Genomic DNA, 25607 nt, shown 5'->3' with positions numbered 1-25607 from the left:
GAGTAAATCATGCTGAATCCCAGGATCGTCTCATCCGACCTGCTGCCGATGCGTCCCGTGCCGGGCCAGGAAGTGCTCGCCGTGAAGCACGTATCGCGCGGCTTCGCGAAGAAGGACGACGAGCGCCTCGTGCTCGACGACGTCAATCTCACGCTGCGCGAAGGCGAAATCGTCGGGCTGCTCGGCCGCTCGGGCTCGGGCAAGTCCACGCTTTTGCGCATCATTTCCGGCCTGATCGAGGCCACATCGGGCGAAGTGAACTGGCTCGGCAAGCCGCTCGAAGGGCCGGCCGAAGGCGTCTCGATGGTGTTCCAGACCTTCGCGCTGTTTCCGTGGCTCACGGTGCTGCAGAACGTGGAAGCGGGCCTCGAAGCGCAGGGCGTGGGCGCGCGCGAGCGCCGCGAGCGGGCGCTGGCCGCCATCGACCTGATTGGTCTGGACGGCTTCGAAAATGCCTACCCGCGCGAGCTTTCGGGCGGCATGCGCCAGCGCGTGGGCTTCGCGCGCGCGCTCGTGGTGGACCCGATGCTCATGCTGATGGACGAGCCGTTCTCGGCGCTCGACGTGCTGACCGCCGAAACGCTGCGCACCGATTTGCTCGACCTGTGGACGCAAGGCCGCATGCCGATCAAGTCGATGCTGATCGTCACGCACAACATCGAGGAAGCGGTGTTCATGTGCGACCGCATTCTGGTGTTGTCGTCGAATCCGGGGCGCGTGGTGGCCGAGATCAAGGTGCCGTTCAAGCACCCGCGCAACCGCCTGGACCCGGCGTTCCGCAAGCTCGTCGACGAGATCTACGCGAAGATGACCGCGCGCGAAGCCGCCGAGGCCTCGCAGCGGCGCCTCGAAGTGGGCAGCCGTTTGCCGGACGTTTCCACGAACCTGATGGCGGGCTTGATCGAGACGCTGGCGGCGGCGCCTTATCACGGCCGCGCCGACATGCCGGAAATCGCGCGCTCGCTGCATCTCGAAGTGGACGACCTGTTCCCGATCGCGGAGGTGCTGCAACAGCTGGGTTTCGCCGACGTGCGCGACGGCGATCTGCTGCTCACGCCGCCCGCGCGCGTGTTCGCGGAGATGGGCACGCAGGCGCGCAAGCTGATGTTCGCCGACCATCTGCTGCGCAATGTGCCGCTCGCGGCGCGTATCAAGAAGGTGCTCAACGAGCGTCCGGGGCATCGTGCCCCGCGCGTGCGCTTCGAGCAGGAGCTCGAAGACTTTCTCTCCGACGTGGCGGCGGAAGAGACGCTCGATACGGTGATCGACTGGGGTCGTTACGGCGAGATCTTTTCGTATAACGATCAGTCGGAGATTTTCAGTCTCGAGGATGTCGAGGCTTGATCATCGCTGGTCATGCCGGCTGAGCGAACCGCGCCGCTCAGCCGGTCGAAGCGCCAAAGCAGCGGCCGCACGAGCGCGCCTGACCCAGGCGCAGGCGCCCGGCGCTCACTCTCACTTCACCCCCGCATTCGCACCGGCAAAGCCACAGGCCGTCGCCGAGATAGCGATCCGTCGTCAACTGGCCGAATACCTCACCGCCCCGCAGCGCCCGCGAGCCCGGCCGGGATCGCCACACGCGGCGCTGCTCGCGGCAGCCGCAATCCCGCGTCTGGCCGCGCTCCACCGCATCCAGCGCAGCGCTCACGTAGTCGCCGCAACGGCACTTCCAGAGCCATGCACCGGCGCCGAGATATCGAAGCGCGACCAGATCGCCGAAGGTCCGGCCAGTGACATCGCGACTCGGCGGGAAGGGCCATTCGGGCGGCAAAGGGGGAGGGATGCGCGGGTTCACAAAAAAATCTACTGGGCTACGGGATCGTGGCAACACACGCAGATCTTGTTGCCTTCCGGATCCCGAAAGTATGCACCGTAATAATTGGGGTGGTAGTGAACCCGCAAGCCGGGAGCGCCTTCGCTGGCACCCCCGTGAGTCATCGCGCTGGCGTATGCGTTGTCGACCGAGCGGCGATCCGGTGCAAGCAACGCGACCATCTGGCCGTTGCCGCATTCGGCGGGGTTGCCGTCGTAGGGGCTGCCGATAAGAAAGAGGGGGCGCGGCGTGCCCTCGGCCATCCAGCCTGCCCACGGTTTATCGGCCTCGCAAAACTTCAGCTTGTGTCCCAGCTCGCGCATGACGAGTGAGTAGAACTGGAAGGCGCGTTCAAAGTCGTTAACGCCTACGTAGACATGCGAAATCATATTGTCGATTCCTGTTCGGGAGTCCTGCCGCGATCCAGTCTTTGCATGTGCGGTTACAGCGTTTATTGGCGCAACGCTGATTCGGCTCGTCGCGATGAGGTGTGCTGCGGTAACAGCACGCAAGCCTCGCCGGCACCTATGGTTTCAAGCAGGATGGGAAAGCGGTTTCTATTCTCACGGTCGACGAAAATTGCGGCAAGTGCAGCTTCTACCACTACGACGGCCATAGTTGGGCTCACGTTCCGAAGGGACGGACGGGGCCGCCGATTCATGTTCGGTGCGAACGAGCCGCGAAGCTCTCCCGACCGTGTTCATGTAAAGGTGAGCTTCTTCGGGAGCGGTGACGAAGCGACTGCCTGGCCGCTTCACGCCACACGTAGGTCATTGATTGGACTGAAAACTCCGCCGCGAGCGGGACGCGCGGCAACGGCCCGGCGCCGCTAGAGGTGAGCATTTTCGGGAACGCCTGCGAAGCACTACGAAGGTGAGACCGGCTCACGCGAGCCGCGCACCGACCCCGGCTTCAATTCGGCTTGCCACGCGCTTCATTGCGCGGGCGGCACGCCGTGCCGCCATCGTCATCTTCATCCCCCGATGCACGCCGGTCATCGCCGTACATGCGCCCTTCCACATCGCTTCCACTCGCGCGCCCAATCAAAAAACTGCGCTGCGGATTCGCCAGCTCGATGCCACGCTCCGTGAAGCGCGCCAGCACGCGCCGGTTGAACTCGCGCTGCACGCCCCATCTCGCCGAGTCCTTGCACTGCATCTGCCCCACCAGCGTCACGCTCGCGCCATCCACCTGATCCACGCCCCAATACGCGAAGTCGCCGAGGATGCCCTTCTTGTACGCCTCGTCGTTGCGGATCTCCGCGCCGATTTCCTTGAGCGTATCGATGGCGCGCTGCAGGTCCGCGCCATGCGCGATCAACACCTTCACCGCCGCATTGCCGATGCCGCGGTTCGTGTTGTTCACCGTCGTCACCGAGCTGAACGGCACGGTGTAGAGCGAGCCGTCGCCGCCGCGCAGGCGCACCGTGCGGATCGAGAGAAATTCGACGGTGCCCGAAACGCCCGCGACCGTGACCCAGTCGCCCACCTGCATGGCGTTCTCGGTGAGCAGGAAGATGCCCGTGATGAAGTCCTGCACGAGCTTTTGCGAGCCGAAGCCGAGCGCCACGCCGAAGATGCTTGCGCCCGCAATCAATGGCGCGGTGTTCACGCCGAGCTGCGAGAGCGCCGTGAGTCCGACCACCACGAGGATCGCGACGAACAGCGTGGTGCGGAACATCGGCAGCAGCGTGCGCAGGCGCGCGGCGCGCACGAAGTCGCCGGCATCGGTCCACGCGTTCAGGCGCCGCTCGGCTGCGCCGTTCGCGGCTTCCCAGATCACGATGGCCACGGCGACGGCGATGGCGATCGTCAGCAACGCGGAGCCGATCAGGTGCCCGATGGACGCGTTCGCGATGAGGCGGCCCGGATGCAGGCCCCATACGCGCATCAGGATGTCGAGCGTGACGATCCATAGCACGGTGACCACGATGCGCCGCAGCGCCGGGTAGTAGCGATACGCGCGGCGCTGCGCGATCGTCATGTTCTTGCCGTTGCCGCTCGGGTCGAACATGCGGCCGAGCGCGCCGAGCGTGACGATGGCCACCATGCGCGCGGCGAGCAGCACGGCGAGCGAGATGCCGCCGGCGCGCACGAGCTCGCGGTAGCCGCCGCGCAGGTCGAGCGCCCAGACGAACCACAGCGCCATGACGACGAAGACGGCCGCAGCGGCCCAGATGTCGGCGAACCAGTGCACCAGATACGCGAACGAGCTGCGTTCGGCGGCCGACTTGCGGATGGCCGCGGCCACCGGCTGGCGGCATTGCAGAATGGCCACGGCGAGCGCGACGTGCGCGAACAGGATGATGAGCTTGAGCAGGGCGAGATGCGTGTCCTCGGTCATGCCGAGCGGCACCGCGCCCCCGAGCGCGCCGCCCACGCCGCCGATCACGACGATGCGCTCGACCCAGCGCTGCGCGAATGCGGCCCAGGTGCCGGAGAGCGGCATGAGCCGCAGGGCGTCGGCGTCGGGCGCAAAGAGCATGTTGCCGATGGCGACGATGATACGGCAGACCACCCACGTGTCGACGACCTGGCCGACGGCGGCGGCGGGCGCGGCGTCCGCGGGGCTCAGCAGCGAGAGCACGCCGGCGGCGCACAGCCCGAATGCGATTACGGGCACGAGTTCGAGCAGGGCAACGAGCAGCGTCCAGGGCAGGCGCTTGAGCAGGCGCCAGTGCTGCGCGCCGCGGATGCGGTGACGCGCTTCGCGCGCGAGCGAGGCGATGCGCTGCCCGGAGGCGTTGTCGGCCTCGGCGGTGAGGGCGCTGGCTCTTGCGCTGGCGTGCTCGTCGAGGCTGGTGTCAGTGTGAGGGGGCGTGGCGGCGGGCGCCATGCCGGCAGCGGCACGCAGGGTGGCCTGATCGGTTTTTGCCGGCCCCACGCCGGCTGCTTCAGACGCTGAAGATGAGGAATCCTTTGTATCGGGCGCATCTGCGGCATTCGACTCCACCGCTGGGCTGCCGTCCGTGCCTCGAGCCTCGTCCGCATCCTGCGTGACCGCCGCATGCTCGACGATTGCACGGCGCGGCTTGCCAATCACGCGGCGCAGGAGCGCCTCGATCGCGAGCGCCGGCACGAGCGTGAGCAGCAGCACGCGCAACAGCGAGAGCAGCATCGCGTGGCCTTGCGGCGTGCCGATGCGGGCGCTCCACCAATCGCGTGCGGACGCAACGTCGAAGAGCGCCGCGCGCGTGCGCAGCAGTCGCTGGCCGACGGCCTGCACGCCGCGCGCGGCACCGTCGGCGATTTGCAGCACGAGGCCATTCGAGCGCAACGCGTTCGCGAGCGGCGCGGACGCCGCGGTGCTGCTGGCCGCCGATGCCGCTGCGGCGGCGTTGGCGCTCGCTGTAGCCGCCGTGGCGGCCGAGGCTGGCGTGGCGAGCGCGCCCGCGGCGGCGATCGCGCGCAGCGTGTCCGTCACGTGCGCACGCTGGACCGGATCGTCGAGCACTCGCAAGGCCGCGTTCGCCTGCGCGGGCGTCAGCACGACGGGCGCGGCGGGGTTCGCTGGCGAGGCGGTGGCGGGCGCCGCCTCGCTGCACGGCGCGGCGCCGGGCAGGACAAGCAGCAACATGCAGGCGAAGGCGGCAATCAGCGTGTTGCGGCATTGCGCGGCACGCGACTGTAAGCGGGAAGAAAGAGACATCCTGGGCATGGGAGGAAAGCGATATCGAATCGTAATCGCCGTGCGTGCGCAAGTCTTGTGCCCCGATTTCGCGGAGCAGGTCATGGACGCGACGGCACGCGCGGCGTGAGGGCCCAGAGTATGCGCCGTGCGGCGGCGTTTCAGGCGCGCAGCGCGCACCCGTTGTGCCGGGATCAATCAACGCTGATTTAGGACACGGGCGTCGACGCGCGCCAAGGCTTGCGCTTTTCCTGCTTCGCGCGCCAGCCGAAGGGGCCGCGCCTGCACGATACGGATTGCTGATGATGTTCTGCTGATTCATAATATTGCAACTAACAGCCAATCCAGCGAGCCGACTGCGAACTGGGCGGCGGCATGGGTTTTGATCAGTGGCGCGGGATATGCCCCCAGTGCTACCGTTGCACGACACTTCAACCAGGCCGCGCAGCGGCCAACGGAGACAGCCGATGAACAGCGCCAGCATGAGCAGCGCAGCGAGCAAGGGCAAGCTGAGCCGCAAACAATTGATATTCGCGGCCACCATCGGCAATGCGCTCGAGTTCTTCGACTTCACGGTCTACAGCTTCTTCGCGCTCACGATCGGCAAGCTGTTCTTTCCCACCATGTCGAGCTACGGGCAACTGCTCGCCTCGGTGGCGACCTTCGGCGTGGGCTTCGTGATGCGCCCGCTCGGCGGCGTGGTGATCGGCGCGTATGCGGACCGCGCCGGACGCAAGCCCGCCATGACGCTCACCATCTTCATGATGGCGCTGGGTTGCGCGCTGATCGGCCTTGCGCCCACCTATGCGCAAATCGGCGTGGCGGCGCCCATCATCATCGTGTTCGCGCGGCTGCTGCAGGGCTTTTCCGCGGGCGGGGAGGTGGGCGCTTCCACCACGCTCCTGATCGAGGCGGGCACGCCGGCCAATCGCGGGCTGCTTGGCAGCTACCAGTTCGCGAGCCAGGGCCTTGGCGTGTCGTTCGGCGCGCTGATGGCGGGACTCCTGACGATGTTCCTGCATCCCGACACCCTGCTCGCATGGGGCTGGCGCGTGCCGTTCCTGATGGGCGTGGCGATTGCGCCGCTCGGCATGTGGATCCGCCGCCGTCTGGAGGAGCAGGGGAGCCCAGCCGCGTGCGCCGTGCGCATGCCAGTGATCACGGTGCTGCGCGACCACTGGCGCCGCGCGCTGCTGGGCACGCTGCTCACGATGGGGTCGACGGTGATTGCCTATGTCGTTACGTTCTACATGCCCACCTACGCGATTCACGAGCTGAAGGTGCCCGCGACCACGGCGCTGCTGGCGGGCCTCGTGTCCGGCGTGGTGACCTTCGTGGTCGGGCCGCTCGCGGGGCTGCTCTCCGACCGCATCAGCCGGCGCGCGCTGGTGTTCTGGCCGCGCCTCGCCGTGGTGGTGTTGATCTGGCCGGCGTTCCAGTGGCTTTCTACCGGCCCGGACGCGGCGCGCCTGCTCATCACCGTGGGCGGCCTGAGCGTGCTGCTCGCGTTGCAGGCCGCGCCCGCCATCACGATGCTGCCCGAGATGTTCCCGCGTGCGGTGCGCGCGACGGGCATGGCCATCGTCTATAGCGTGGGCGTGGCGATCTTCGGCGGCTTCGCGCAGGCCATTGCCACCTGGCTCATCAAGCTCACGGGCGACCTGCACGCGCCCGCCTGGTACGTGATGGTGTGCGTGGCGCTTTCGTGCCTCACGCTGCCATTCATTCGCGACCTCACCGGCAAGCCGCTGGAGGATTGAGGGCGGCGTTCTAAGCGGCCCGGCGCGCCGCCTCCAGATTTGCATCGAGCTGGCGCGCGAGGCCGTAAAGCATGCCGAGCGCCGGCGCGGCCACCCCCGCGCGCTGCGCGAGTTCATAGGGCGCGCCCAGCAGCGCCTCCACTTCGAGCGTGCGGCCGGCTTCCACGTCTTGCAGCATGGAAGTCTTGAACGCGCCCAGCTTGCGCGTGATGGCATTGCGCTCGTCGATGCTCATGGCAAGGCCGATGCCGAACGCCTCGCCTATCGCGCGGGCTTCGGCCATGACTGCTTTCACGAGGCTCACGGTCAGCGGGTCGTCGAGGATCACGTCGGCGCTCGAACGCGTGAGCGCGCTGATGGGGTTCATCGTCATGTTGCCCCAGAGCTTGGCCCAGATTTCATGCTGGATCTGCCCGGTGGCCTGGACTTCGAAGCCCGCTTGCACGAGCAGCGCGCACGCTTCGTTGGCGTGCGCCGGCGTGCGCTGCGAAGCGCCGCCCACGATCAGCAGATTGCCACGGCCCTTGCGGATCACGCCGGGTCCCGCAATCGACGACGAGAGATGCACGACGCAGCCCGATGCTTGCGCAGGCGGCAGCGCCGCCGACACTGCGCCGCCCGGATCGACGGATTCGAGGTGACGGTCGCGGCCCGCGCCGTGGGCGCCGCCGAACTCGGCGAGGAACCACCACGGCACGCCGTTCATCGCGGAGACGATATGCGTGTGCGGTCCAACGAGCGGCACCAGCGAGGCGGCGGCCTGCACCAGCGCCTGGCCCTTGAGGCAGACGAACACGATGTCCTGCGCGCCGAGCGCGGCGGCGTTGTCGGTGGCGTTCACGCGGGCCGTGTAGCGCGAATCTTCCTCGAGTATCGTGAGGCCGTCGCGGCGGATGGCTTCGAGATGCGCGCCGCGCGCGAGCACGTTGATCTGTGCGCGGTTATCCGCGCGCGCGAGCCGTGCCGCAATGAGGCCGCCGATCGCGCCGGCGCCAACTACCGTGATGGTGCGTTGTGGGGCATTCACGGCTTACTCCTTGTATGAAGGGTCGATGCGCTCCACGCGCCGGATCAGCGCCGCGAGCACGTTCTCGCCTGCGCCATGCGCGGGCGAGAACTGCAGCGCGTCGCGCGTGGAGCGCGCGGTGATGGCCGGGTCGATGGGAATGGTCTGGCCGCGCATCGAGTCGGTGACGCACTGGATCTCGCACGCGCGGTTGAGCGTCCAGAGCAGCACGAACGCGTGCGCGAGGCTCGTGCCATGCGCGAGCAGGCCGTGATTGCGCAGGATCAGCAGGCGGCGGTCGCCCATCGATTTCAACAGCCGCGGCTTTTCTTCGTCGTGCACGGTGATGCCTTCGAAGTCGTGATAAGCCACCATGCCGTGCAACTGCGCCGAATAGAAGTTCGTGTATGCGAGGCCGCTTTCCATGCACGCGACGGCGAGGCCGGCCGTGGTGTGCGTGTGCATCACGCAATGCGCGTCGTCCACATGGGCGTGAATCGCGCTGTGGATCACGAAGCCGGCCGGGTTGATCGGATACTCGCCGGTGCTCAGGATCTGGCCGTCCAGATCGACCTTCACGAGGTTCGACGCCTTGATCTCGTCATACGCGAGGCCGAACGGATTGATCAGGAAATGCTTCGCAGGACCAGGCACGCGCAGCGTGATGTGATTGAAGACCAGCTCGGTCCAGCCCAGCAGGTGGAATACGCGGTAGGTGGCCGCGAGCTTCACGCGTGCGGCCCATTCCTGCGGCTCGCACCAGTCGGGGCGAGCGGCTTCGTCGGGGGTTGCGCTCATGGGGCGTCTCCGTTTTGAGTTGGCGCGACGGCAACGATATCAGACGAAATGGAAGCCGATGCCGCCAAGCGGCCCGTAGTCGGCATGGAAGGTGTCGCCCGCGCGCGCGGTAATGGGCGCGGTGAACGAGCCGCTCAGGATTACGTCGCCGGCTTCGAGGCGCTCGTCGTGGCGCGCGATCCGGTTCGCGAGCCAGGCCACGCCGGTGGCCGGATGATTGAGCACGGCGGCGGCCAGTCCGCTCTCCTCGACTGCGCCGTTCTTGTAGAGCAGCGCGCCCACCCAGCGCAGGTCGACGTCGAGCGGCTTCACCGGGCGGCCGCCCAGCACCACGCCCGCGTTCGCGGCGAAGTCCGAGATCGTGTCGAACACCTTGCGCGGCGCCTTCGTTTCGCGGTCGAACTGCTCGATGCGCGCGTCGATGATCTCGATCGCGGGCGTGACATAAGCGGTGGCATCGAGCACGTCGAATAACGTGACGTGCGGCCCTTGCAGCGCACGGCCCAGCACGAACGCGAGCTCCACTTCCACGCGCGGCACGATGAAGCGCGCAGCAGGAATGTCGCTGCCGGTCTCGATGAACATGCTGTCGAGCAGCGGCGCATAATCGGGCTCGTCGATTTGTGAGGCGCGCTGCATCGCGCGCGACGTGAGGCCGATTTTGCGGCCCTTGATCATGTGGCCCGCCGCGAGCTTGAGCTTGACCCATTCGCGCTGGATCGCGTAGCCGTCGTCGATCGTCATCGACGGATGGGCGCGTGAGAAGTGGCGCAACTGCGTGCGCGTGCGTTCGGCTTCGTCGAGCTGCGCGGCCAGCTCGCGAATGCGTTGCGGATCCAGCATATCTATTCCCGATGGTTGCGATGCAAGCGCTCAGGTCTTGAGCCGGGCATGCAGGTTGTTGTGCTTCCATGCGCCTTCTTCGCCGAACTCGACGATTTCCAGCGAAAGCGCGAGCCCGTGCGCGGCGAACGCTACGGCAAAGTGCTGCTTGATGGCTTCGAAGAGCGCATCGCCGGTGGCGCGGCGTACCTCGGGCGCGCGGCCCGCGCCGATCTTCAGGCAGCCGTGCAGGAAGGCGTTGTGCGGATCACCATCGGCGACGAAGTACTGCTCGCAGCGCAGTGCGCGCGTGCGGATGCCGCCACGCGGGTACACGCGTGCGCCGCTCGCGTCGCGTTGCGAGTCGAGCACGTGTGCGAGCGTGGCGCACAGTTCGCCGATGTTTGCTTCATCGGCGAGATTGGCGCTGTATTCAAGGGTGAGATGCGGCACGAGATGCTCCTTCGAAATTCAGGCGGGCAGCGGCGTGACCGGAAAAACCGCGTTGATCTGCCCGGTGCCGGAACTGCCGAAATACGGCGTGACGACTTCGGCGCGGCCTGCGTAGCGGTCCCAGCCGAGCGCACCCAGCAGCATTGCGGTGTCGTGCATGCCGCCTTCGCCCCAGCATTTTTCGGCGTAGAGCGGCAGCATTCCGCAAAAGGTGGTCCAGTCGCCGCGTTCCCAGAGCGAGACCACATGGCGGTCCGTGGCTTCGAGGAACGGGTCCCAGACCTTGTGCATGAACTGCTCGGCCGTGCCGTTGTTCGCGAAATGGTGGCTCAGCGATCCGCTCGCGAGAATCGCGACGGTGCCGTCGTAGCGTTCCTCGATGGCCCGGCGCACCGCGAGGCCGAAGCGCGCGCTCGTGGCGAGGTCGTGCCACATGCACCAGCCCGCGACGGACACCGTTTTGAAGTGCTGGTCGGCGTTCATGTAGCGCATCGGCACGAGCGTGCCGTATTCGAGGTCCAGCGTGGTCTCGCTGTGCGCGCGGCTCTTTACGCCCAATTCATTGGCGACATCGGCAAGCAGGTGGCCGAGCGCGGGATTGCCCGGGTACGCGTATGGCATGTTCTTGATGAAATGCGGCAGCTCGTTGCTCGTGTAATTGCCTTCGAAACGCGGCGCGCAGTTGATGTGATATTCGCTGTTCACGAGCCAGTGCACGTCGAAAACGACGACCGTGTCAACGCCGAGCTCGCGGCAGCGCCGGCCGATTTCGCGGTGGCCGTCGATGGCCGCCTGGCGGCAGCCCTTGTGCGGCCCGTCGAGCTCGGAGAGGTACATCGACGGCACGTGGGTGATCTTGGCGGCCAGCGCGAGTTTGCCCATTGCGGCTTCCCTATTTAAACGCCCCAGCGCGGAATGGGATGCGAGCCCATCGACACGCACACATTTTTCGGTTCGAGAAACACTTCGTAGCTCCAGGTGCCGCCCTCGCGGCCCACGCCGGAAGCCTTCGAGCCGCCGAACGGCTGGCGCAGATCGCGCACGTTCTGGCTGTTCACGAAGCACATGCCAGCTTCGACAGCGGCGGCCACGCGCAGCGCGCGCCCCGTGTTCTCGGTCCACACGTAGCTCGACAGGCCATAGGCGATGTCGTTCGAGAGGCGAATGGCATCGGCTTCGTCGTCGAACGGAATCAGGCATGCAACCGGCCCGAAGATCTCTTCCTGCGCGATGCGCATGCGGTTATCGACATCGACGAACACCGTGGGCTGCACGAAATTGCCCTGTTTCAGGGCATCGGGCAGTGCGAGCGCATCGAGCCCGCCGCACGCGAGCGTTGCGCCTTCCTTCGGCCCGAGCTCGATATAGCTGCGCACCTTGGCGAGATGGCCCTGGCTGATCATCGGGCCGACCACGGTATTTTCGTCGAGCGGATCGCCCACCGCGATGCGCTTCGCGCGCTCGACGAAGCGCGCGGCGAACTGCGCGTAGATCGAGCGCTGCACGAGAATGCGCGAGCCCGCCGTGCAGCGTTCGCCGTTGTTCGAGAAGATCATGAACACGGCGGCGTCGAGCGCGCGCTCGAAATCGGCGTCATCGAAGATCACGAACGGCGACTTGCCGCCCAGCTCCATCGAAAACTTCTTGAGGCCCGCGGTCTGCACGATACGGTTGCCGGTAGCCGTCGATCCCGTGAACGAAACGGCGCGCACGCCGGGGTGCGCGACGAGCGGCTCGCCCGTTTCCTTGCCGAAGCCGTGCACGACGTTAAGCACGCCTGATGGAATGCCAGATTCGAGCGCAAGCTGGCCGAGCATGGCGGCTGTGAGCGGCGAAAGCTCGCTCATCTTGAGCACGGCGGTGTTGCCGAACGCGAGGCAGGGCGCGACCTTCCACGTGGCCGTCATGAACGGCACGTTCCAGGGCGAGATGAGCGCGCATACGCCCACGGGATGAAACAGCGTGTAGTTCAGGTGCGTGCTGGTGGGGTAGGTATGGCCGTCCACCGCCGTGCACATTTCGGCGAAGTAGGTGAAGTTGTCGGCGGCGCGCGGCACGAGCTGCTTGCCCGTTTGCGAAATAGTCTGTCCGGTGTCCTGCGTTTCCGTTTGCGCGATCTCGGGCACGTTCTTCGCAATCAGCTCACCCAGTTTGCGCACGCATTTCGCGCGCTCCGCCGCCGGCTTTGCGGCCCACGCAGGAAAGGCATTTTTTGCGGCGCGCACGGCAAGGTCGATTTCCTCCGCGCCGCCGCGCGCGACTTCCGCGAGCACCTGCTGGTTCGCGGGATTCACGGTCTCGAAATAGTCGCGCCCCGCATGGGCGCGGCCGTCGATCAGGTGTTCGATGCGCATGGGGTTCTCGCTTACTGCGTGGAAGCGCGGCCGAACTCGGCGTCGGACGCGATCGTATTGACAAGACGGCCGAGGCCGTCGATTTCGCAAATCACTTCGTCGCCGGCATTCACGTTGACGACGCCTTCGGGCGTGCCCGTGAGAATCACGTCGCCGGGCGCGAGCGTCATGAAGCCGCTCAAATACTCAATCAGCTCGGCGATGCCGGTGACGAGGTCGCGCGTGTTGCCGCGCTGCTTCAATTCGCCGTTCACGTACGTGCGCAGTTCGAGCGCGTTGATGTCGGCGATATCGGCGGCATCGACGAACCATGGCCCGAGCACGGTGCCGCCGTCGCGATTTTTCACGCGCAGGTTCGGGCGATAGTAGTTCTCCAGATAATCGCGGATCGCGTAATCGTTGGCGATGGTGTAGCCGGCGACGTGCTGCATCGCGTCTTCGCACTTCACGTCCTGCGCCGTGCGGCCGATCACCACTGCGAGCTCGCATTCGTAGTGCATGAAGGCGACATCGGCGGGGCGGCGCGTGACGCCGCGATGCCCGATCACGCTGCCCGGCCCCTTGAGGAACACGAGCGGCTCGTCCTGCTTCGTGAATTGCAACTCTTTGGCGTGCTCGGCGTAGTTCAGGCCCAGCGCGAAGATCGTGCCTGGCTCGAACGGCGCGAGCCAGACCACTTCATGCTCATCACGCACGCGGCCATCGGCCAGGCGCACGCGCGCATTTTCCAGCGGACCTTCGGGTCTCGCTTCGTGGATGGCGCCTGCGTAGGCAACGCGTCCTCGCATCATGCTGCGACTCCTTGCGCCGAAGTTGGCGCCGCAGTTGGCACAATGAATTCGATGGCAAGGGCGGGCCAGTCCGCAATGGAAATGGTTGCGCGCGCACCGGAATACACGACGGGCGCGCCGTGCGGCACGCCGAGCGTGAGCACGTCGCCAGGCGAGAGCGTCATGAAATCGGTGACGTCCGCGAGCAATCGCGCGACGCCGCGCACGCAGGTGGACGTATTTGCGCTGAAGCGCGGCGTGCCCTCGACGTCGACGTGGATCGCGAGCCGGTCCGGATCGGCGACATGCCTGCGCGCCTGCACCGTCGGGCCGATCACGCAGAAGCCGTCGCGAGCGCGAAAGCGCACGGACGGGCGATAGACGCTCTCGTGCGGCACACTGAGGTCGGCGACCAGCGCATAGCCCGCGATGTAATCGAGCGCTTCGCCCGGCGCGACGCGCGTGGCGGTCCGGCCGATCACGATGCCCAGCGACGCGCCAACCTGCACGCCTTGCGCGTCCGGCACGCTCACGCGCGCGCCATGGCCGGCGAGGGTATTGCGCGGCTTGAGATAGAGGATGGGCGCGCGAGGCGGCGCCTTGTAGGGCGCGGCGTTCATGGCGTCGCCCAGGGCTTCCAGCGCGGCGCTGTCGTTGAGCAGCGTGCCGTACACGGCGCCGGGAATGGGGGCGCGGCAGCGGGCGCCACCGGCCAGCAGCGCGCGCGCCGCACTTGCGCTCACGTCGCGCGGCAGCGCCTCGCCTTCGAGATGCAGCAGGTGGTCGGCCAGTGAAAACATGTCGTGACTCGTGTTCCCGGAAATACTAATATGTAAGTGAGTCTGCGCTTGCTATGATCGAGCGTCAACCATCGACGAAGATTTCGCGGGTTTCCCCTGGAATGAAGTGAACCAAGCCACCATGTCCGATTCCTCCCGCATGTCCACGCGCGTCGCGCACCGCAATCTGCCCATGCTGCTGCTGCGCGCGCGCGAAAAGATGATGGAGCGCTTTCGTCCGTTGATCACGGCGCATGGGCTCACGGAGCAGCAGTGGCGCGTGATTCGCGCGCTCAACGAGAGCGGGCCGCTGGAGCCGCGTCAGATCTCCGATTTGTGCACGATTTCGAGCCCGAGCATGGCGGGCGTGCTTGCGCGCATGGAGGCGCTGGGCCTCGTGACGAAGGAGCGCTTTGCCGACGACCAGCGGCGCGTGCTCGTGAAGCTCACGAAGAAGAGCCACCAGCTCGTGAAGGCGATTTCGAAGGATCTGGAGGCGCGCTACAAGACGCTGGAAGCGGAGGTGGGGACGGAGGTCGTGGGGCGTGTATATCGGGCCATCGACGATTTGCTGGCCGGGCTCGAGTGAATGCGCGCGCGGCGCCTGACAATGCTCTAGCGCCGGCTCTGAAAAGGTGTGCGCTCAGCCGAGCGCCGCGAACGCCGCATCGAGTTCGGCCGCTGCGCCAGGGCGCACCACGCGCGCGACTTCTGCGCCGTCGCGCAGGAAGATCAGCGTGGGCCACAGCTTCACGCGAAACGATCGGCCGAGTGGGCGGCCCGGACCGTCTTCCACCTTGATGCGACGCACGCCCGGGTGCTTCGCGAACGCATCGCCAATCACGGGCTGCGCGCCCTGGCAATACCCGCACCAGTCGGTGCCGAATTCGAGCACGGCGAGACCGCTCAGCGCATCGATTTCCTGGCGGGCCGGGGCTTTGGTGGCGTAGCTCATTGGATCTCCTTTCAAGTCGACGTCATACGATACCGCAGGCGGCCACCGCGCGCTGGCGGCGCCGCATGGCGCCGTGCGCCGCTCAGGCGAGCGCGCGCGTGGCAATCGTCGCGGTCGACTCGATGCGCTCGATGAGCCAGCCATCGTCGCCATGCGCGGCGGCGATGGCGTCGATTTCGGCGAGCAGCGTGTCGAGCTGATCGCCGAGGCGCTCGCGCGCGAGGCTCGACATCGAGAGCGGGCGCGCCTTCAACTGCTCCGCGCTCACGCGCCGGTACTCGATCACCGAAATGCGCTCGATGGCGGCGAACGCCGAGCGCGCGAGCACGTCGGTGTGACTCTCCCAGTTCGGCGAGCGGCGCATTTCGCGCGCGGGATCGGTATTGGCGTAACGGTCGAGCAGGTCACGATAGTGCGCGGCCCAGGGGCGCTGCGGGTCGTCGAGATGCGTGGTGTTGAAGAGCGTGACGGCGCCCCGCTCGCCGAGGATCGCGTCGAGCCGCGCGAGCGTGTCCACGCGATCCATCCAGTGAAACGCGCGCCCGATCACCGCCAGATCGAAGGTGCCGAGTGCGGGCGAGAGCTCAAACGAACTGCCGCGGCGGTACTCGATGTTCGGCGCAATGCCCGCGCCGAGTTGCGCCGCGACTTCGAGCATGGCGGGCTCGGGGTCGATCGCCACGGCGCTGCTCACCCAGCTTGCGAAGGCGAGCGAGAGCTGGCCGGGGCCGCAGCCGAGGTCGAGCAGGCGCTGCGTGCCGTCCAGGCCGGCGCGCTGCGCGACGCGGCGAATCAGTGCCGGCGAGTACGCTGGGCGGCCGCTCAGGTAATGCGGCGCGGCGTTGTGAAAGCGTTCGGGAATGAAGGGCGTGACCGGGTTCATGGGCTCTTGGATGATCGGGTTCGCGGCGGACTCGCTCAGTCTGGGGATGTGCGAGGGGCGCGTCAAGGCGAACGAGCATGCGTTTGCCGCAAAGGTGAGTGTTTTCAGGAGTGAGCGAAACGCTGCGCGCGAGCGCACCGTCCAGGTTCCGTGCGCGTCGTGTTTCCATCATGTCCCCACAGAGAAAGTGCCATGAAACAAGGGGGAATGTGCAACGAAGCGCCGGATACGCGGGTGTGTCGCCTGGCGTTGCCGAGCGCTGAAACCCGCGCTCGAATGCGTCTCCATTGCACAAGGGTGAGCGTTTCCGGGATGTTCCGGAAGCCGGCTCGCACGCAACCGGCTTGCCAGGAAACTTGCCGGGAAGCGATCGAACCGGCGCTTGTTTTCAGGGCTTTTCTTGACGCTCGCCATGAGCCTTGGCAAGCGTGAGCGGCGCACGCACCGGCAGGATGGGCACAAAGGTGAGAAGATTCGGGACCCGCCCGCGGCGCTGCCAGGCCGCCAGGCAACCCCGGCGGCGGCCAATGGACGACTGCTTGCGATGGGTATATAACAGCAGTGCGGGATTTTTTTTCCACGAAGTACCAGCAAGGGGAAACGGTTCATCATGACGAGCGACGACACGCAAAAGGATGACGCTCAAGCGGCAGGCGGCGACGCGCAGAAGCACGATCTGGAGAATCTCAACGCGGCGTTGTCGCACGTCGACGAAGGGGTGAAGAGCGGCAGCATCGCGAGGGGCGCGGCCAAGGGCCTCCTCTTCAGCCTGATCGAGACGCTGGGCGCGCTGGTGGGCGACCCTGACCTGCCCGAACATGCACGCTCGGGCTATGAAGGCTTGCTTGAAGCGGCGCGCGAGCTGCGCGTGAAGCTGGAGCGCTGAGTAACCCAGGCGCTACGCAAAACCGCGCGGGCGGCGTGTGCAACGTACACGCCGCCCGCGCTTCGCTTTGAGGTTTCAAGATTCAAGGTTCGGCGAGCAACGCGGCGGCCAGCCCGTGCGGCGCCTCGCCGATCCGCAATGCCGGCGTGCCGTGCCAGTCCGCGCAACGTTGCAGCGCGCGCCGCAGATCGCTCACGAGACGGCCGCTCACGCGCACGCCCGGCTCCAGATGCAGCGACTTCAACTCGAATACCGCCTGGGCGCGATGCGCCTTCGCATCGGCGCGGCCGATCAGTTTACCGCGGCTCAAGATAGGCAGTACGAAGTAACCGTATTTGCGCTTGTGCGCGGGCAGATAGCATTCGATTGCGTAATCGAAGCCGAATAACGCCGTCGCGCGCTTGCGCTCCCATACGACCGGATCGAAAGGTGAGAGCAGCGTGGTGGCCGTCGAGGCCAGCGCGCCGCTCGCGGCGTCGTCGATGAGCGGCGCGAAATCGCGATGCACGAACGCATCGTGCTTCCAGTCTTCCACGCGCACGGGCACGAGTTCGCCCGCGTCGGCGAGCGCGTGCAGCGCCTCGGCATACGGGCGGCGGGGCAGGCGGTAGTAGTCGGCGGCCCAGTCGGTGCGGATCACGCCCAGCGCCTGGCAGGTGCGCAGCAGCAGCGTGCGCTCGGCGTCGGCGCGCGCGGGCAGATCGCGCGCGTCGCTCCAGTCGGGCAGCACGCGCTCGGTCACGTCGTAGACGCGCTGAAAATTACGGCGCTTGGCCACCATCAGCGCGCCGGTCGCGAACAGCACCTCCAGATGGCGCTTCTCGGGCTTCCAGTCCCACCAGCCGCTGCCTTTTTCTCCTTTTTCTCTCGCGAAGTCGGCAGAGCGCACGGGACCGTTCGCGCGGATGCGTTCGAGCAGCGCATCGATCTCGCGGCGATGCTTCGCATGCCATTCGGCCGGATATTTCCAGCCCATGCCCGACGGGTCGAGCATGCGATGGCGCAGCAGGCCGTAGTCCTCGATCGGCACGAAGCAGGCCTCGTGGGACCAGTATTCGAAGAGCCGGCCTTCGGCGAGATGCGCGTCGAGCCAGCGCGTGTCGTAAGGGCCGATGCGGCTGAACAGCACGAAATACGGACTGCGCGCGACCACGTGAATCGTGTCGATTTGCAGTTGCGCCATGCGGCGGATGGCGGCGAGCACGTCGTCCGCGGTGGCCTTGCGGCGCGGCGGCGCGAGCAGCCCTTGGGCCGCGAGATGGAGCGTGCGCGCCGCGGCGAGCGGCAGCGTCACGGTGGTGCGAGATGGTTGCGCGCTGGCCTCGGCTGCGATGTCGAGCGCCGCCTCGTCACGCATGCAGGCCCGCCATCGCGGCCATGGCCGCGGGCGTCACGGTCGCGCGCGGCACGCTGGCTTCGCTCAGCCACTGGTGAATCTGCGCGACCACGGCGGCGCCTTCGCCCACCGCCGCCGCAACGCGCTTGGTCGAGCCGGCGCGCGCATCGCCGATCGCGTAGATGCCGTCGACCGAGGTGGCGAGGCTGCACGAGGTGTCGTTGGCGCCGGTGAGCACGAAACCGTTCATGTCGAGCGCCACGCCGCATGCGTGCAGCCAGCCGGTGTTGGGGTCCGCGCCCGTGAAGAGGAACAGATGGCGTGCGTCGATGCGCTCCGCGCCCGACACAGGGCACGGCGCTTTCAGGCGGATGGCCGCGAGCCCCGCCTCGTCGTCCTCCAGCGCGCCGACCTCGCACGATGGATGCACGGTGACGTTGGGCAGCGAGGCGATGCGGTCGATCAGATAGCGCGACATCGTCGATTCGAAGCCGGACTTGCGGATCAGCACGTCGATATGGCGCGCGTGCGAGGACAGATAGACGATCGCCTGGCCCGCCGAGTTGCCGCCGCCCACCAGCACGACGTTCTCGTGCTTGCAGAGCTTCGCCTCGACCGGCGAGGCCCAGTAATAGACGCCGCGCCCCGTGTAGCGGTCGAGCCCGTCGATCGCGGGCTGCCGGTACTTCGCGCCGCTCGCGATCACGACGGTGCGCGCACGCACGTTGCCGCTGCAGGTTTCGAGGCGGCGCGGCGCTTCGTTGCAATAGAGCTTGCGCACCATGACCGGGATGGCCACATGGGCGCCGAACTTCTGCGCCTGCACGAACGCGCGGCCCGCGAGCGCCTGGCCCGAGATGCCGGTGGGAAAGCCGAGGTAGTTCTCGATGCGCGAGCTGGCGCCCGCCTGGCCGCCGGGCGCGCGCGCGTCGAGCACGATCACCGAAAGGCCTTCGGAGGCCGCGTACACCGCGGTCGCGAGGCCTGCCGGGCCGGCGCCCACCACGGCCACGTCGTAGACGCGCTCGCCGTCGAGGTCGGGCAGCAGGCCGAGGCAGGTGGCGAGCTCGGGCGAGGCGGGATGGCGCAGCACCGTGCCGTCCGGGCAGATCACGAGCGGCAGGTCCTCGGCGCGCGCCGCGAAGCGCTCGATCACGCAGAGCATGCTGCTTTCGTCGCGCTCGTCGAACACCGAGTACGGATGGCCGTTGCGCGAGAGAAAGCCCTGAAGCGAGAGCATGCTGGGGTCGTCGTGCTTGCCGACCAGAATCGGGCCGCCCGCGCCTTTCTCGATCAGCGCGACGCGCCGCAGGATTAGCGCCCGCACGATGCGCTCGCCGAGCTCGGCTTCGGCGACGATGGCCGCGCGCAAGCGCTCGGGAGCAATCAGCAGCGCCTCGACAGGCTCGAGCGCCAGGCCGTCCACCAGCGACGGACCGCCGGAGAGCTGGCCCACTTCGGCGAGGAAGCTGCCGGCCCCATGCTCGTTGATGATCCGCTCGCGTCCAAGCCCATCGCGCTGCAACACCTTCACGTGGCCGGACAGCAGCACGAACATGCCTGGGCCAGTCGTGCCGGTCTGGAACAGCAACTCGCCCGGCGCCCAGCGACGCCGCTCGCCGAAGCGCGAGAGCCGCGCGATCTCCTCGTCGGAGAGGATGGGGAACATCTGGTGGCGCCGCGTGGAGAGCGTCGAGAAGGGCGCCTCGGCGGGTTGCGGCTGCGTGTCGGAAAACGTGGAGTTCGAGGCCTCGCGCAGAGGCATCGCGGATGCGTCGGTTGCAATAGCGCCCATCAGGCGGTTCTCCTCATGCGCGCGGCGGCGCGAGGACGCCGCGTGGATCTGCGCGGCTCAAACAGGTTTCGGCGTGATGTTGACCGGCACCTCGGGATGTTCCATGACCTGCAGCGGTTCGAGCGTGCGGCCCGCATCGCGCCAGGCGTCGAGGCCGCCGAGCAGCGGCAGCACGTCGACGAAACCAGCCTCGGCAAGCTGCTTGGCCATCCATGCCGCCGAGATCTCGTTGGGGCACGAGCAGTAAATCACGAGCTTCTGCTCGCGCGGATACTTCTGGATGATCTCCTTGAGCTGGCGTTCGTCGGCGAACAGCGAGCCCGGGATGATGAACGGATCGAGCTTGCGCTTTTCCGCCGAGCGGATGTCGAAGATCACGGGCGGCGGCTGGTTGGTCATCGCGCGATAGAGGTCGTCCACGGTGATGCGCGCGTTCGCGAGCTTCTTGATGAGCTGGCGGCGGCGCTGCCACCGATACGCCGCGTACAGCAGCAACAGGACGAGGATCACGACCGCGGTGAGACGGCCGAGGCGGCTCGCGCCCGCGAACAGCATGTCGATTTGCGGGGCGAACAGCACGCCGATCAGGAGACCGGTGCCCGACCAGAGCGCCGCGCCAATGCCGTCGAAGCCCACGAACTGGCGGTAGGGCGTGCCCATTGCGCCGGCCATCGGCACGGAGACGATCGACAGGCCCGGCACGAACTTGGCGATGGCGAGCACGCGCACGCCCCAGCGGCCGAAGAAGCGCTCGGTCTTCTTCACGCAGGTGTCGCGCGAGAGCGAGAGCTTGCAGAGCGTCTTGAGCGTGTTGCCGCCGTAGAGCCGGCCGGCGAGAAACCAGACACTGTCGCCGATGAGCGTGGCGACGATGGACAGCCCGAGCACCGGCGCAACCTGCTGGCCGATCGACCCGGGATGCATGGCGGCCATGGCGCCGAACAGCACGAGCGCTGGCATCGCGGGCACGGGCAGGCCGAGCGATCCGGCCAGCACGTTCAGGAACACGAGCGCAGGCCCGTACTGCGCGATGAGGTCATGTAGCATCGGCTGGCTTCCTTGTCCCGGGAGCGCCGCACGGAGGGGCGCGAACTGGAAGAATAACGTTTCGATTATGGACGCATTTCGACAGCGTGCAAGCAAGGTCCAAAGCATACGCCCAATGCGAATTTGTTGCCCGTGGATATGGGCGCGGCGGGGATTGCGGAAGGGCGGCTTGCCGCGCGGGCGGCGAAGCGAATGAAGCGCATAGTGAAGATGCGCGGCGCAAGACGCGCAGCGCGAACGCGCGTGCGCCAGCGAAGGCGCCGCGATGGCGTCTTCGCTCAATGGCTGCCGGCATGGAGGCCGGCTAGCGGCCGTGAATTACCGGCTGTGTGATTCCCCTGGAAGCTCGGCGCCCTGCGCGCGGATGGCCGCGATCAGTTCCGCAGGCGTGATTTCATAACGCACTTCGCGATGGACGCCCGGCTTGCGTTCGTCGACTTCGATCAGCAAAAGGCTCTTGCCGTCGGGCGCCGATTCGAGACGCAACGAGCGCGTCTCGCGCCCGGTCGAGTCGTCATGCTCGGTGAGCAGGGTCATGTTTCCGGAAGACCCAGTCATGCGCATTGATGTTGTCCTCGTGTGTGGTCGAGCCATTGTACGGGGTCGGTTGCGTGGCGTCTCATCGTAGTGAGCGCGGGCGCACACAGCAGGCCGCCGTACCCCCCGGCCAGTGAGTGTAACGCGAGTCCAGGCGCGCACGCGTGCCCGCATGCGGATTTTTGCGCGCTGTGCAACGGTGCATGCGCCGTGTGTTGCCGCATGATCCGTTGTCATGGGCATGAAGCAAACCGGCTTTACGGGCTTTCTGGCTGATGATCGTTCCCGCAACCATTCGGGCAAGAAAAAACGGCTCACCTGGTAGAGGCCAGGTGAGCCGTTGAAACGCCGTTGTTACTCGGATCAGTACCCAGGTCCTGGGCGCTGACGGGGTCTATAGTGCGGCTTCGCGCGGGTGCCGTCGAGATGGGATTTATGCCGATCTATCAGCTTAATCACAGCAAGCAATGAGATTACGAAACGCTTGCGTCGATGGCTCCAGACAAGCAGTCCATGCTCGGGTTTAGACATAAACTATTATGGGTGCCATACACCAGCGGTGTAACGCACCGTCCGTCACGGGGCAGCGCGAGGCGTGCCGCCGTGTAGCCATGGGGAGGCTGCCGTGAAGATCTTCAAGCGCGCTCTGATCGCTTCGACGTTCGTATGGCTCGTGTGTGCGCTGCCGGGTGGCGCGTTGGCCGCCCCGCCCGCCGCCGCCGCGCCGGCATCGGTGCCGGCGCCCGCGTCCCCCGCAGCGGCATCGGCGGCTTCGGCAGCATCGGCGCCGGCGGGCGATCTGCGCAAGCTCAGTCTCGCCAACAAGCCCTGGACCGGCGACTTCGACGAGATGCTGAACCGGCGGATGATCCGCTTCCTCGTGCCGTACAGCCGCACGCTCTATTTCGTCGACAAGGGCCACGAGCGCGGGCTCGCGGCCGAGCTCGCACGCGACTTCGAACGCTATATCAACCGCCAGTACGCGGCCCAGCTCGCGAAACGGCCGCTGACCGTGTACCTGATCCCGACCACGCGCGACCGGTTGCTCACGAACCTGAACGCCGGTCTCGGCGATATTTCGGCGGGCAATCTGACCGCCACGGACGAACGCCTCAAGAGCGTCGATTTCGTCGCTCCCCGCGACCGCAAGCCGATGCGTGAACTCGTCGTGACGGGACCCAGGGCGCCGGCGCTGGCGTCAGTGGACGACCTCTCCGGCAAGCAGGTCTATGTGCGCAAGTCGTCGAGCTACTTCGGCAGCCTGACCCAATTGAGCGAGCGCTTGCGCAAGGCGGGCAAGCCGCCGATCCGCATTATGCCGCTGCCCGACGCGCTCGAAGACGAAGACGCCATGGAAATGGTGAACGCGGGCTTGCTGCCCATCATCGTGGTCGACGACTGGAAGGCGCGTATGTGGGCTCAGGTGCTACCGCAGATCAAGGTGCGCGACGACCTCGCCGTGAGCGGAGAGGGCTACACGGGCTGGGCGATCCGCAAGAACAGCCCGCAATTGCAGGCGGTGCTGAACGACTTCTATGTGGGCTACGTGAAGAAGCAAAGCGTGGTCGAATACCGCCTCGCGCAGTATATGAAACGCATCAAGCAGATCCGCAACAACGGCGGCGACGCCGAGCAGCAACGATTCAAGCAGACGCTCGCGCTGTTCAAGAAGTACGGTGCGCAATACGAATTCGATCCGCTGATGCTCGCGGCGCAAGGGTTCCAGGAATCGCAATTGAATCAGAAGGCGCGCAGCCATGTGGGCGCGATCGGCATCATGCAGTTGATGCCGGCGACCGGAAAGCAGATGGGCGTAGGCAGCATCTCGGTTGCCGACGCGAATATTCATGCCGGCGCGAAATACATGAATGAGCTGATGGCGAAGTATTTCCCGGACGCGCATTTCAGCGGCAGCGACCGCACGCTGTTCGCGTTCGCGAGCTACAACGCGGGACCGGGCAACATTGCGAAGATGCGCAAGCTCGCCGTGCAGCGCGGCCTCGACCCGAACAAGTGGTTCAACAACGTGGAGATCGTCGTGGCGGACAAGATCGGGATCGAAACGACGACTTACGTGCGCAACATCTACAAGTACTACGCCGCGTACAAGCTGATCACCGATGCCCAGCAGGCCCGCAACAAGGCCGTCGAGAGCATGCAGAAAGGATCCTGACGAGCTGCGGTTTTCTCATCGCGTCCCCGCGACCGTAAACAGACGCACGGCTTCGTCGAGCACGTCGGCTTGCTCGGCGAGCCGCTGCGCCGTGGCAGCCGCCTGCTCGACGAGCGCGGCGTTCTGCTGGGTGGCGCTGTCCAGATGCGCGACTGCCTGGTTAACCTGATGAATGCCCTCGGCCTGCTCGCCGCTCGCGTTGGCGACCTCGACGATGATGGCCGAGACACGGCTCACGGCCTCGTCGATGGCGCGCATCTGCGCGGTCGTGTGGCCGACCAGCTCCGTGCCCTGGGCAATCTCGCTCACGCTCGCGTCCACGACCTGCTTGATTTCCTTCGCGGAGGCCGCGCAGCGCTGCGCGAGCATGCGCACCTCGCCCGCGACCACAGCGAACGAGCGGCCCGCCTCGCCCGCGCGCGCGGCCTCCACGGCGGCATTGAGCGCGAGGATGTTGGTTTGGAACGCGATGCCGTCGATCACGCCGGTGATGTCGGCGATGCGCTGCGAGGCATCGGTGATGCCGGCCATCGTGTGCTCCATGCGGCTCGCGATCGAGCCGCCCTGGGCCGCGGCCGACTGCGCCTCGCGCACAAGATCGAGTGCGCGTGCGCTTGCCTCGGCGTTGGCCTGCACGGTGGTGGTGAGCTGGTCCATGGTCGCGGCGGTTTCTTCGACCGAGGCGGCCTGCAGCTCGGTGCGGCGCGAGAGGTCGAGGTTGCCGGAGGAGATTTCGTGCGCGGCGTCGAGCATGCCGGCAATCTGCGCGCGCACGTCGAACACGATGGCGGTGAGATTGGCCTGCAGTTGATTGAGCGCCTGAAGCACGCTGCCGAGATCGTCCTTCGACGCAATCGCGAGCGTGGCGGTGAGGTCGCCCGCCGCCATGCGCGTGGACGCCATCGACATCTGCGCGAGCGGGCCACCGAGCTGGCGCGTGGCGAGCCGCCAGGCCGCGAGGCTGCATACCGCCGCCGTGCCGAACGCGCACCAGAACGGCGTGGGCGGCAGCCCTCGCCAGGCGCTGAAGCCCGCAGCGGCGAGTGCGGTGGGCACGAGCGCATAGCCGGCGGCGACGCGCGTGGCCACGGGCAGGCGCATGATCGATTGCGCCGCGCCGAGGACGCCAGTGCGCACGAGCGCGCCGCGACGCAGGCGCACGCCACGCAAACGTCCTTCGCGCATTTTTGCGTAGAGTGCTTCGGCGTCGCGGATCTCGTCGCGGCTGGGCTTCACGCGCACGCTCAGATAACCCACCACCGCGCCCTGCTCGGAGACCGGCGTCACGTTCGCGCGCACCCAGTAGTGGTCGCCGTTCCTGCGGCGGTTCTTCACGAGCGCGGTCCAGGGATGGCCGGAGCGGATGGTCTGCCACATGTCCGCGAACGCTTCGGGCGGCATGTCGGGATGGCGGATGACGTTGTGCGCCTTGCCGATCAATTCTTCCTTCGCGAACCCGGAAACCGAGACGAACGCGGGATTGCAATACTGAATGCGGCCCTTGAGATCGGTGGCCGAGACGAGCATCTGCGAAGCGGGATAGTCGAATTCCTGCTGCGTGATGGGCTGGTTGTTGCGCATGGGGTTCCTTGCGTTTCTTGCGGTCCTTGCAATAGGGCCACTCATGGCCCGACAACATGCAAGGATTAACGGCATTTCCCCTACGATCTTTAGGGGATTGGGCTTGCTTGATCGGCCTTCAATCCCGAAGCTGGCCCTGCGACAGTGTCTTCAATGTTTCATCCGGCCGTTCTCCAGCCATCCCCAGCCGTTCTTCCGCTGCCGCCGCACAGCCCCGGATCGCCGTCATCGA

23 protein-coding genes are annotated in these 25607 nt (G+C 66.6%); 5 read left to right on the top strand and 18 right to left on the bottom strand.

The features are described 5' to 3' along the window. Positions 1–9 precede the first annotated feature (9 nt). Entirely contained in the window at positions 10–1344 is a 1335-nt protein-coding gene (locus P5W98_RS20155; protein WP_421026319.1) for an ABC transporter ATP-binding protein, read from the top strand. A 37-nt stretch (positions 1345–1381) separates the two neighbouring features. Here P5W98_RS20155 and P5W98_RS20150 read toward each other — a convergent pair whose 3' ends face one another. From P5W98_RS20150 to P5W98_RS20140, 3 genes are all read right to left on the bottom strand, one after another. Further along, a complete protein-coding gene (locus tag P5W98_RS20150) occupies positions 1382–1795 on the bottom strand; it encodes a hypothetical protein (protein WP_421026320.1) in 414 nt (137 codons plus the stop codon). An 8-nt stretch (positions 1796–1803) separates the two neighbouring features. After that, entirely contained in the window at positions 1804–2202 is a 399-nt protein-coding gene (locus P5W98_RS20145; RefSeq protein ID WP_421026321.1) for a VOC family protein, read from the bottom strand. A 523-nt stretch (positions 2203–2725) separates the two neighbouring features. Next, positions 2726–5461, bottom strand: coding sequence for a mechanosensitive ion channel family protein (locus P5W98_RS20140; protein ID WP_421026322.1), 2736 nt, complete (start codon positions 5459–5461; stop codon positions 2726–2728). A 446-nt stretch (positions 5462–5907) separates the two neighbouring features. Between P5W98_RS20140 and P5W98_RS20135 the strand changes: the two genes are divergently transcribed. Next, positions 5908–7200 (top strand): MFS transporter, encoded by a 1293-nt coding sequence (locus P5W98_RS20135; RefSeq protein WP_421026323.1) that lies wholly within the window; start codon positions 5908–5910, stop codon positions 7198–7200. 10 nt (positions 7201–7210) lie between these two features. Here P5W98_RS20135 and P5W98_RS20130 read toward each other — a convergent pair whose 3' ends face one another. From P5W98_RS20130 to P5W98_RS20095, 8 genes are read right to left on the bottom strand one after another with little or no spacing between them, the layout of a single operon-like run. Beyond that, positions 7211–8227 carry a 2-dehydropantoate 2-reductase gene (locus P5W98_RS20130; protein ID WP_421026324.1) on the bottom strand — a complete coding sequence of 339 codons (1017 nt, stop codon included), beginning with the start codon at positions 8225–8227 and terminating at the stop codon, positions 7211–7213. A 3-nt stretch (positions 8228–8230) separates the two neighbouring features. Then, complete coding sequence (locus P5W98_RS20125; RefSeq protein ID WP_421026325.1) at positions 8231–9004, bottom strand: class II aldolase/adducin family protein; 774 nt, start codon at positions 9002–9004, stop codon at positions 8231–8233. A gap of 39 nt (positions 9005–9043) precedes the next feature. Next, entirely contained in the window at positions 9044–9847 is an 804-nt protein-coding gene (gene hpaH, locus P5W98_RS20120) for a 2-oxo-hept-4-ene-1,7-dioate hydratase (RefSeq protein ID WP_421026326.1), read from the bottom strand. A gap of 30 nt (positions 9848–9877) precedes the next feature. Further along, on the bottom strand, positions 9878–10279 hold the full coding sequence (locus P5W98_RS20115) for a 5-carboxymethyl-2-hydroxymuconate Delta-isomerase (protein WP_421026327.1): 402 nt from the start codon (positions 10277–10279) through the stop codon (positions 9878–9880). Positions 10280–10297: 18 nt separating this feature from the next. After that, positions 10298–11161, bottom strand: a complete 864-nt coding sequence (hpaD, locus tag P5W98_RS20110; protein WP_421026328.1) for a 3,4-dihydroxyphenylacetate 2,3-dioxygenase — start codon at positions 11159–11161, stop codon at positions 10298–10300. A 14-nt stretch (positions 11162–11175) separates the two neighbouring features. Beyond that, positions 11176–12633 carry a 5-carboxymethyl-2-hydroxymuconate semialdehyde dehydrogenase gene (gene hpaE / locus P5W98_RS20105; protein ID WP_421026329.1) on the bottom strand — a complete coding sequence of 486 codons (1458 nt, stop codon included), beginning with the start codon at positions 12631–12633 and terminating at the stop codon, positions 11176–11178. 11 nt (positions 12634–12644) lie between these two features. Next, positions 12645–13424 carry a fumarylacetoacetate hydrolase family protein gene (locus tag P5W98_RS20100; protein WP_421026330.1) on the bottom strand — a complete coding sequence of 260 codons (780 nt, stop codon included), beginning with the start codon at positions 13422–13424 and terminating at the stop codon, positions 12645–12647. Then, the gene (locus tag P5W98_RS20095) at positions 13421–14203 is read right to left on the bottom strand and encodes a fumarylacetoacetate hydrolase family protein (protein WP_421026331.1); all 783 of its coding nucleotides are present in this window, start codon (positions 14201–14203) and stop codon (positions 13421–13423) included. Before P5W98_RS20095 ends, P5W98_RS20100 begins: the two co-directional genes overlap by 4 nt. 172 nt (positions 14204–14375) lie before the next feature. Here P5W98_RS20095 and hpaR point away from each other — a divergent pair, with 172 nt between their 5' ends. Further along, positions 14376–14771: a homoprotocatechuate degradation operon regulator HpaR gene (gene hpaR, locus P5W98_RS20090; RefSeq protein WP_421027049.1), complete on the top strand. Its 396-nt coding sequence runs from the start codon at positions 14376–14378 to the stop codon at positions 14769–14771. A gap of 54 nt (positions 14772–14825) precedes the next feature. Here hpaR and P5W98_RS20085 read toward each other — a convergent pair whose 3' ends face one another. Both P5W98_RS20085 and P5W98_RS20080 read right to left on the bottom strand, forming a co-directional pair. After that, the gene (locus P5W98_RS20085; RefSeq protein ID WP_421026332.1) at positions 14826–15137 is read right to left on the bottom strand and encodes a thioredoxin family protein; all 312 of its coding nucleotides are present in this window, start codon (positions 15135–15137) and stop codon (positions 14826–14828) included. A gap of 82 nt (positions 15138–15219) precedes the next feature. Continuing rightward, on the bottom strand, positions 15220–16020 hold the full coding sequence (locus P5W98_RS20080; protein WP_421026333.1) for a class I SAM-dependent methyltransferase: 801 nt from the start codon (positions 16018–16020) through the stop codon (positions 15220–15222). Between the two features lie 610 nt (positions 16021–16630). Between P5W98_RS20080 and P5W98_RS20075 the strand changes: the two genes are divergently transcribed. Beyond that, on the top strand, positions 16631–16906 hold the full coding sequence (locus P5W98_RS20075; protein WP_421026334.1) for a hypothetical protein: 276 nt from the start codon (positions 16631–16633) through the stop codon (positions 16904–16906). Between the two features lie 82 nt (positions 16907–16988). Here the strand turns inward: P5W98_RS20075 and P5W98_RS20070 are convergent, their stop codons facing one another. From P5W98_RS20070 to P5W98_RS20055, 4 genes are all read right to left on the bottom strand, one after another. Next, positions 16989–18263: a winged helix-turn-helix domain-containing protein gene (locus P5W98_RS20070; RefSeq protein ID WP_421026335.1), complete on the bottom strand. Its 1275-nt coding sequence runs from the start codon at positions 18261–18263 to the stop codon at positions 16989–16991. Next, entirely contained in the window at positions 18256–20007 is a 1752-nt protein-coding gene (locus tag P5W98_RS20065; protein ID WP_421027050.1) for an FAD-dependent oxidoreductase, read from the bottom strand. Before P5W98_RS20065 ends, P5W98_RS20070 begins: the two co-directional genes overlap by 8 nt. A gap of 87 nt (positions 20008–20094) precedes the next feature. Continuing rightward, the gene (locus P5W98_RS20060; protein WP_421026336.1) at positions 20095–21084 is read right to left on the bottom strand and encodes a DedA family protein/thiosulfate sulfurtransferase GlpE; all 990 of its coding nucleotides are present in this window, start codon (positions 21082–21084) and stop codon (positions 20095–20097) included. A 318-nt stretch (positions 21085–21402) separates the two neighbouring features. After that, complete coding sequence (locus P5W98_RS20055) at positions 21403–21648, bottom strand: hypothetical protein (RefSeq protein ID WP_421026337.1); 246 nt, start codon at positions 21646–21648, stop codon at positions 21403–21405. Positions 21649–22246: 598 nt separating this feature from the next. Between P5W98_RS20055 and P5W98_RS20050 the strand changes: the two genes are divergently transcribed. Beyond that, positions 22247–23794, top strand: a complete 1548-nt coding sequence (locus P5W98_RS20050; protein WP_421026338.1) for a transglycosylase SLT domain-containing protein — start codon at positions 22247–22249, stop codon at positions 23792–23794. A 15-nt stretch (positions 23795–23809) separates the two neighbouring features. Here the strand turns inward: P5W98_RS20050 and P5W98_RS20045 are convergent, their stop codons facing one another. After that, complete coding sequence (locus P5W98_RS20045) at positions 23810–25375, bottom strand: methyl-accepting chemotaxis protein (RefSeq protein ID WP_421026339.1); 1566 nt, start codon at positions 25373–25375, stop codon at positions 23810–23812. Positions 25376–25607: the final 232 nt, after the last annotated feature.

Source organism: Paraburkholderia sp. A1BS-2L, assembly GCF_051125205.1.
GTDB lineage: Bacteria > Pseudomonadota > Gammaproteobacteria > Burkholderiales > Burkholderiaceae > Paraburkholderia.
The sequence above is the reverse complement of the archived record's forward strand: the minus strand, read 5'-3'. Positions and strand labels throughout refer to the sequence as shown.